Origin of the sequence: Herbaspirillum lusitanum P6-12, assembly GCF_000256565.1 — a bacterium.
Classification (GTDB): Bacteria; Pseudomonadota; Gammaproteobacteria; order Burkholderiales; family Burkholderiaceae_D; genus Herbaspirillum; species Herbaspirillum lusitanum.
This window is the reverse complement of sequence record NZ_AJHH01000480.1, coordinates 1-7,133: the sequence shown is the minus strand read 5'-3', so window position 1 is coordinate 7,133 and position 7,133 is coordinate 1. Positions and strand designations below refer to the sequence as shown.

Annotated in this window: 6 protein-coding genes and 1 riboswitch; all 6 genes read right to left on the bottom strand. The window is 63.7% G+C overall.

Going from position 1 to position 7,133, the window contains the following annotated elements; translation table 11 throughout:
• Positions 1–150: 150 nt before the first annotated feature.
• The 6 genes from HLUSI_RS0116065 to HLUSI_RS33455 all read right to left on the bottom strand — a co-directional run bounded on the left by HLUSI_RS0116065 (position 151) and on the right by HLUSI_RS33455 (position 6,966).
• The gene (locus HLUSI_RS0116065; RefSeq protein WP_016834945.1) at positions 151–4,272 is read right to left on the bottom strand and encodes a cobaltochelatase subunit CobN; all 4,122 of its coding nucleotides are present in this window, start codon (positions 4,270–4,272) and stop codon (positions 151–153) included.
• Positions 4,265–4,603 (bottom strand): (2Fe-2S) ferredoxin domain-containing protein, encoded by a 339-nt coding sequence (locus tag HLUSI_RS0116060; protein WP_167321471.1) that lies wholly within the window; start codon positions 4,601–4,603, stop codon positions 4,265–4,267. The genes HLUSI_RS0116065 and HLUSI_RS0116060 overlap by 8 nt, the downstream gene beginning before the upstream one ends.
• 74 nt (positions 4,604–4,677) lie before the next feature.
• Complete coding sequence (locus HLUSI_RS0116055; protein ID WP_016834943.1) at positions 4,678–5,436, bottom strand: CbtA family protein; 759 nt, start codon at positions 5,434–5,436, stop codon at positions 4,678–4,680.
• A 21-nt stretch (positions 5,437–5,457) separates the two neighbouring features.
• A complete protein-coding gene (locus HLUSI_RS0116050; RefSeq protein WP_016834942.1) occupies positions 5,458–5,685 on the bottom strand; it encodes a CbtB domain-containing protein in 228 nt (75 codons plus the stop codon).
• Between the two features lie 167 nt (positions 5,686–5,852).
• Positions 5,853–6,168: riboswitch (cobalamin riboswitch) on the bottom strand.
• 129 nt (positions 6,169–6,297) lie between these two features.
• On the bottom strand, positions 6,298–6,732 hold the full coding sequence (locus HLUSI_RS0116045; protein WP_016834941.1) for a hypothetical protein: 435 nt from the start codon (positions 6,730–6,732) through the stop codon (positions 6,298–6,300).
• Between the two features lie 81 nt (positions 6,733–6,813).
• The gene (locus HLUSI_RS33455) at positions 6,814–6,966 is read right to left on the bottom strand and encodes a hypothetical protein (protein ID WP_016834940.1); all 153 of its coding nucleotides are present in this window, start codon (positions 6,964–6,966) and stop codon (positions 6,814–6,816) included.
• Between the last annotated feature and the right edge of the window lie 167 nt (positions 6,967–7,133).

Sequence of the window (7,133 nt, the reverse complement as noted above, 5' to 3'; positions counted from 1 at the left end):
GGGCCGCGCGCCGCGGTGCTCTTGGCGGTGCCTTTGTCGCCGCGGATCAGGACGCCGCCCAGTGTCGTATCGACTGCGCACAGCAGCAAGGCATTCTTCAGTTGCGGCTGGCCGACGATGGCTGAAAATGGAAACAGGGGGACGCTCATATCAGACTCCGCGCGGGGTTTCGCCGCGCGCCTCCAGCAAGGTTTCGCTCTTGAGATAAAGCTGGCGCAAGTCTTCCAGCGTCTGCGCCTGCGGCTCGGCCCACATGCCGCGGCTTGCCGCTTCCAGCAAGCGTTCGGCAATGGCGTTCTGGGCCCAGGGATTGGCTTCTTCGAGGAAGCGCTGCATGCCGGGATCGAAGGCGTAAGTCTGCGCCAGTTGCTCGTACATCCAGTCATCCATGACTTGAGCGGTAGCGTCGTAGCCGAACAGATAGTCGACCGTCGCCGTCAGCTCCAGCCCGCCCTTGTAGCCGTGACGCTGGATGCTGTCGAGCCATTTGGGATTGACCACGCGCGAGCGGAACACACGCAAGGTTTCCTGCTTCAGGTCGCGTACCTGCGCACGCGCCGGATCGTGGCTGTCGCCGAAATAATGGCGCGGCTGCTGGCCGGTCAGGGCGCGAATGGTCGCGATCATGCCGCCGTGATATTGCAGGTAATCGTCGCTGTCGAAGATATCGTGCTCGCGGTTGTCCTGATTGTGCAGGGCCACTTGCACACCCGACAGGCGCGTGCGGAAAGCATCGCGCTGATCGCTGCCCTGCTTGTCGCCCAACTTGCGCGCATAGGCGTAGCCGCCCCAATTGATGTAGGCCTCGGCGAAATCGGCGTCGGTCTGCCAGTTTTTTTCCTGGATCAGCGGCAGGATGCCGGCGCCGTAGCTGCCGGGCTTGGCGCCGAAGATGCGATAGGCGGCGCGCTCTTGCGCCTCATCCTTGTCGAGCCCCTTGCCTGTCCACTCGCCCAGCTCCTGCAGGTAATGCTTGCGCACGAAGTTCTGGTCGAGCGGCTCATCCAATGCGATGACGGCGTTGACGGCGTCGTCGATCAGGTCGATCAGTTGCGGGAAGGCGTCGCGGAAGAATCCGCTGATGCGCGTCGTGACGTCGATGCGCGGACGTTGCAGTTCTTGCAGCGGCACCACCTCGATGCCGGACACCTGGCGATTGCCGGGACGCCACACCGGGCGCACGCCGAGCAGGCACAGGATCTGCGCCACGTCGTCGCCGTGGGTGCGCATGGCGCTGGTGCCCCAGATGCTGATGGCGACGCTCTCGGGATAGGCGCCGGTTTCGCGCCAATGCCTTTCCAATACCTCGCGCGCCAGTTGCTGACCGACGCGCCAGGCCGATTGCGACGGCACGCTGCGCGGATCGACTGAATAGAAATTGCGCCCGGTCGGCAGGATGTGCGCCATGCCGCGCGTCGGCGAACCGCTCGGCCCGGCGGGCACGTAGCCGCCTTCCAAACCGAGCAGCAGATTGCCGATCTCGTCGCCGGCGCGGTGCAGGTTGGGCAGCAACTGGCGGCAGGTGAAATCGAGGACGCGGCGCAAGGCGGCGAATTTGTCCGCCGTCGGTTCCGCTGCTTTTGCGATCGTTGGCGCTGCCGCCGGGGGCCTGGCGCGCGCCTGCATTTTCATCTGGCCGATCACGCTGCCTGAATGACGCAGGGAGGCCGTTTGCAGACGCGGTTTGTCGATGCTGAGGTCACCGAACATGGATTGCAGAATGCCGCCGATGGCATCGGCTTTGTAGCCGCTATCTTGCAGCGTCTGCATCAGCCGCACGCATAAGTCATCAATGGCTTCGATGGCATCGGCACGCGTGACCACGGCGCGACCGGCGATGCGCGCCAGCGCGCTGTCGGCGTTGAGGCGCTGGCCCTTGTTCTCCAGCAGCATGTCGAGCTTGAGGCCGAACAGGCGCGCCATTTCTTCCTGCAGGCCGGGGATGTCCTGGTTCGGCAGGCGCGTCAGCGACACCAGCATGTCGGGCATCTGCGCCGCATCCGGTGCGCGGCCGAGGATGTGCAGGCCGTCGCGGATCTGCGCCGCGCCGAGTTCGCACAGATAGCCGTCGAGGTCTTCGATCAGATGGGCGACGTCGGAGCCGCCCATGCCGCTGAACGCTTCGGGCAATTCCCCTTCGTGACTGTGGTCGTGCGGATGATCATGGTCATGATGATCGTGATCGTGGTGACTGTGATCATGCGCATGGCCGTGATGATGGCCGTGTCCGTCATCATGGTCATGATCGTGATGGAGCAGCTTCATCTGCAGGTCGCTGTCGAGATTGGTCTGTTTGACCAGCTCCCAGATCTGTTGCTGCAGCAACGGCAGCTTGGACGGGTCCAGCACTTCGACCTGGTAGTACTCATCCACCAGTTGCGTCAGCTGCGCCAGCGCACCGTAGCTGTCGGCGGTGGTCATCGGCGGCGTCAGGTGATCGACCACGACCGCGTGGCCGCGCCGCTTGGCCTGGGAACCTTCGCCCGGATCGTTGATGATGAACGGATAGAACAACGGCATGTCGCCCAGCAGCGCATCGGGGAAGCAGTTCTCCGACAGGCCGACGCCCTTGCCCGGCAGCCATTCCAGCGTGCCGTGCTTGCCCACATGGACGATGGCGTCCGCGCCCCATTCATCGCCGAGCCAGCGATACAGGCCGTAGTAATGATGCGTCGGCGGCAAGTCGGGCTGGTGATAGATCGCATCCGGATCCATGCCGTAGCCGCGTGGCGGTTGCAGGGCCACGAAGGCGTTGCCCAGGTCGAGGCCGGCGATGACCAGATGCTGGTCATGCACATAGGCCTGGCCAGGGGCTGCGCCCCACTGGCGCTGCATCTTTTCTTGCAGGGACGTCGGCAAGGCGGCGAACCACTGTGCGTAGCGCGCCGCTGGAATGCGGGCGGCGGCGCGGCGCAACTGGTCTTCTGTGAGCAGGATGTCGTCGTAGGAGCAGCGGTCCACCAGTTCGTGGATCAGGGCTGTCCCGGTCTGCGGCAATGCATCGATGGCATAGCCGTCGGCCGACAGCGCCCGCAAGACGGCCATCAAGGACTCTGGCGCATCCAGGCCGACGGCGTTACCGATCTGCGAGGCCTTGCTGCTGGAATTGGTGAAGATGAAGGCAATGCGCTTGTTGGCATTGGGCGTGCTGCGCAGACGCACCAGCCGTTGCGCCAGGCCGGCGATGCGGCGGACCCGGTCGGGCAGCGGCTGGTACTGTACCGCGCCGCTGTCGGTGGTCTCTTTGAAGGACAGCGGCACGCTGATGATGCGGCCGTCGAACTCTGGCAGCACCACGTTCATGGCGGCGTCGAGCGGGTTCATGCCGCGCGTGGAGATTTCCCACTGGTCCTGCGTCATGCCGCTGGTCATGGCTTGCAGCACGGGCACGTTGAGTTTTTCCAGTACCGATACCGACCAGCCGGCAGGCGTCGGGCCGCCCGGCGTGATTTCACCCATGGCGAAGGAGGTGGTGTTGATCAGGACATCAACATGCGCCCCCTTCTCTCCCGAGAAATAACTGAGCGCAGCAGGCAGGTCGGAGTCCGCCGCCGACGTGCGCAGCGAAGCGGTGAAAATCGGCAATACATCCATGCCGCGCTGCTCCAGCGACGTCACCAGCGCATCGATGAAACGCGTATTGCCGCTCATCCAGTGCGCGCGATAGAAGATGACGCCGACGGCCGGTTTGCGGCGGCCTGCGACGTCGATGCGCAAGCGCAGCCAATCGGCGATACCGGCATCCTGTTCCAGATCCGGATGATAGATGCCGTGATCGGGCAAGGCCACTGCCGGCTCGTAAGCGAAGCCGGTCAGCAGGAGGCGATCCGATACGAAGCGTAAGAACTGCGCCAGGTTGATGCTGCCGCCGCCGTGGAAATACGCCAGCGCTTCGCGCAGCACGTCGTCCGGCACGGTCGACACCGCCGCCAGTTCGGCGTCGGGTTCACCGGCGCCGCTGAGCGCGATCAGATGGCGCCCCTGGCGTTGCGCGTGGCGCAGCAATTCGGCGAAACCGGCGACACTGCCGAGACGGCCGAGTATGCGCAGCACAATGATGTCGGCATCGGCCAGTTCGCTCTGCAACAGCTCGCTCATGCGTGCTTCGTTTTCGACGCCCTGCAGGTTGATGCCGATGGTCGCAGGAAAATCGCCCGGCAATTGCGTCAACGCGTGATGCAGGATGGCCAGGTCGGTGGACGCGTGCGTCAGCACGGCAATGCGTGCAGCCGGTGCAGACGCGGCGACGAATTGCGTTGCCTGGTCAGACATTTTCCGGCTCCTCGGGATTGACGTCGCCGCTGCCCAGGCGATGGAAGATCAGGTCGGTGACTTGCCGTCCGCCTTCGAGATGCTCAACCACCACGCGTTCGATGGCGGCGGCATCCTCGCAGCGATACCAGACGCCTTCGGGATACACCACCACCACCGGCGCCTGCGCCTTGCAGGCCACCATGCAGTGGGTGCGCGTACGCTTGACGCGCAGCTCGGGGCGCGCGTCGATCTGTTCGCCCAGCACGGCAAACATGGCTTCGGCCAGCACGCCGTCTTCGGTGCAGCGCGGGCCGACGCACATGAGCACGTGGCGGTGATGAGTTCTCATTGCTTGACTTTCAGGAGCGCCGCGATGCGATGCCAATGCGGATGGCGCCGGCCCGCAGACCGGCGCCGGGGAGGTCAGCCGAACCGGCGGTAGAAGAAACCGGTCAGGCCGCCCAGGGCCAGCCAGAAGACGGCGTTGGCCAGGGCGGTGGCGCGGATGAAGGCGTGGGCCAGCTCTTCGGGCGCGACGCCGCCATGCACCTCGGGCTGCGGTGCGCCCACCAGGTGCGGCACCACCAGCAGGGCCACGGCCAGCAGCTTGCACCACCAGGCGCGCGTAAAGACGAACAGGCCCAGGCTGGCCGCCGTCATCACCGCCGTCATCACCCACCAGAACTGGCGTGCCTGCAGCGGCGCGGCCAGGGTGCCCGGCACTTCCGGCGGCAAGCCCAGCGACGGCGCGACGAAAAACACCAGGTAACCGGCCGCGCCCCACAGCAATCCGGAACGCCAGGTCACTTTCCTGCCGCTGACGACGATGGCGGCAGCGAGGAACAAACCAAAGCCGATCGCCATGCTGACGTTGGCCAGCACGGTGTAGGCGGTGCGCTCGAAGCCGTTGGCGGGCTCCCATTCATCGCCGTGTTCGTGCTCATGTTCGTGCTCATGTTCGGGGGATTCCGCGGCAACAGGCGCGCCGGCCGAGGCTGGTGCAGAAGCGGCGGCATGCGCCAGCTCATGCGCCTTGGCGGCCGCGGCTTCTTCGTAGACTTCCGCCTGCAAAATGATCCGGGAAACTTGCAACTGCTGCACGGCTGTGAGCAACAGGCCGGCCAGCGCGCCGGCCAACAGGACGACGGAGGCAATCCGTCGCAATACTGCGAAATTGATCATCGGGATGTTCCGCGCGGCTTCTTAATGGCAAGGAAAACCGGCCGAATGGCGACCGTCATGCGCCGCATTGTGCAGTTCGACGGCGGAGGCGAAACCGGCGGCGTAGATCAACGCGGCGCCGAACACGAATGCGGTCAGGCCCGGCAAGATGCGGTCGCGCCAGAGCCGCGAGCCGGTGGAAGAAGGAGAAGAGGAGCCGGAGTCGAGTGCGTCGGTATCGGGGGCGGATGCGCCGGTGATGATTGCCATGTGTTTTCCTTCGGGTGGGCCTGAGCCGGATTGAAACCAACCGCTTGCGGCACCAGTAGCAGAGCAGCACAGCGGAACCGTCACGAAGGAAAATCAGGAAACAACGCGGGGTGCAAAGAAAATAGCATTCCGGGAAGCAGTCCGTTGATCGCCCTCCGCGATACAAAACAAATCGTATACCGAGGGCCGGTCTCCGGGCTTGCGAATGATCCACGGCGAGCATGATCTCGCCGGAATCGGAACCTGCGCCTTCCCATGCCGTGTTGATAACACCGGTGCACAGTGGCTGGATGCAGATTCGCTGATTCGCTTACCGTTGCGGGGGCAGCGTGGGTTTTGCCTGACGGATCACAATGACATTGAAATGACGATGGATATCAAAAGATCACCGAAATTCACTGAAATTGACCGACAAACGCACCGACTTCCCGATTAAATCCAGTGAATGACCATCCACCGGATACCCAAGGCAATGCTACCCCGGCAGTATAGGTGTCGCAGGCGATTCTGGCAACCCGGAAACGGCTTGCAGAAACGCTTGCGGGCGGGTTCTCCAAATGGAAAACCGGCCCGCCTGGATTTCAGGAGCAGCTTGGATTACTGCATGTTCCGTTATTGATCGGGAGCCTTCGCCACCTTTTTGGGCGGTTCGGGCGTCAGATTGATCGGGTCGCTGGCGGGAAAGGTGTCCTCCAGGGCGTCGTCGAGATCCTGGTCGCGCTTGATCTTCTGGGATTCCTTGACGCTATCCGTCTGTTTTTCAAGTTCACGTTCGTCGGCGGCAACGATGTCTTCGCCGCTTTCCTCATCGCTGGCGACCTGCTCGACCGATTCCGGCACTTCCGGAGCGCGATCACGTTCGCCGCGTTCGACCGAGACGCGTTCGCCGGTGCCGTGCGAATCGCTGTCGGCTTCAGTGGCGACGTTCGTCATGTCGCTACCGCTATCCGAGCTGTCGCCCGGGCCAAGGGCATGGTTGTCGTGGCCCTTGCTCAATTGTCGATCGGAAGTCGGCAGGACGTCCGGATCCAGAGTGCTGGTTGCCATGATGCTGTACTCCTTTGCTAAATCGTTTTTGAATTGCGTTGCGGTGCGCGCAATTTGTGGCCTGCGCTCTCCTCTCCGCTATCAGTGCCATGCCATTCTGACCGGCGTTTCCGGCGGCTCGGGCATGCCGGGCTCGGGCGGATTGAGAGGCGGATCTTCCACCGGGTTGTATTCGTCCGGCGGGATGTCTTTAGACGGCGGTGCGGTCGGCGGCGTCTCTTGCGGTGTATGCATGCGTGCTCCTCCTCATTGCGGGTTCTGGTGAGGAATCGGATCCTGCGGCGGATTTGGATCCAGCGGCGGCACTTCTACCGGCGGGATGTCTTGTGGCTTGTGCATGGGATGTCCTTTCTGCTGCAATTGAAGCCCGGAAACGAACTCAGAGCGACGCCGGCCGGGTT

What these genes read in the sequence shown, in the direction of transcription:
- HLUSI_RS0116065 (WP_016834945.1), bottom strand. Translation starts at nt 4,272, where the DNA reads ATGTCTGACCAGGCAACGCAATTCGTCGCCGCGTCTGCACCGGCTGCA.
- HLUSI_RS0116060 (WP_167321471.1), bottom strand. Translation starts at nt 4,603, where the DNA reads ATGAGAACTCATCACCGCCACGTGCTCATGTGCGTCGGCCCGCGCTGC.
- HLUSI_RS0116055 (WP_016834943.1), bottom strand. Translation starts at nt 5,436, where the DNA reads ATGATCAATTTCGCAGTATTGCGACGGATTGCCTCCGTCGTCCTGTTG.
- HLUSI_RS0116050 (WP_016834942.1), bottom strand. Translation starts at nt 5,685, where the DNA reads ATGGCAATCATCACCGGCGCATCCGCCCCCGATACCGACGCACTCGAC.
- HLUSI_RS0116045 (WP_016834941.1), bottom strand. Translation starts at nt 6,732, where the DNA reads ATGGCAACCAGCACTCTGGATCCGGACGTCCTGCCGACTTCCGATCGA.
- HLUSI_RS33455 (WP_016834940.1), bottom strand. Translation starts at nt 6,966, where the DNA reads ATGCATACACCGCAAGAGACGCCGCCGACCGCACCGCCGTCTAAAGAC.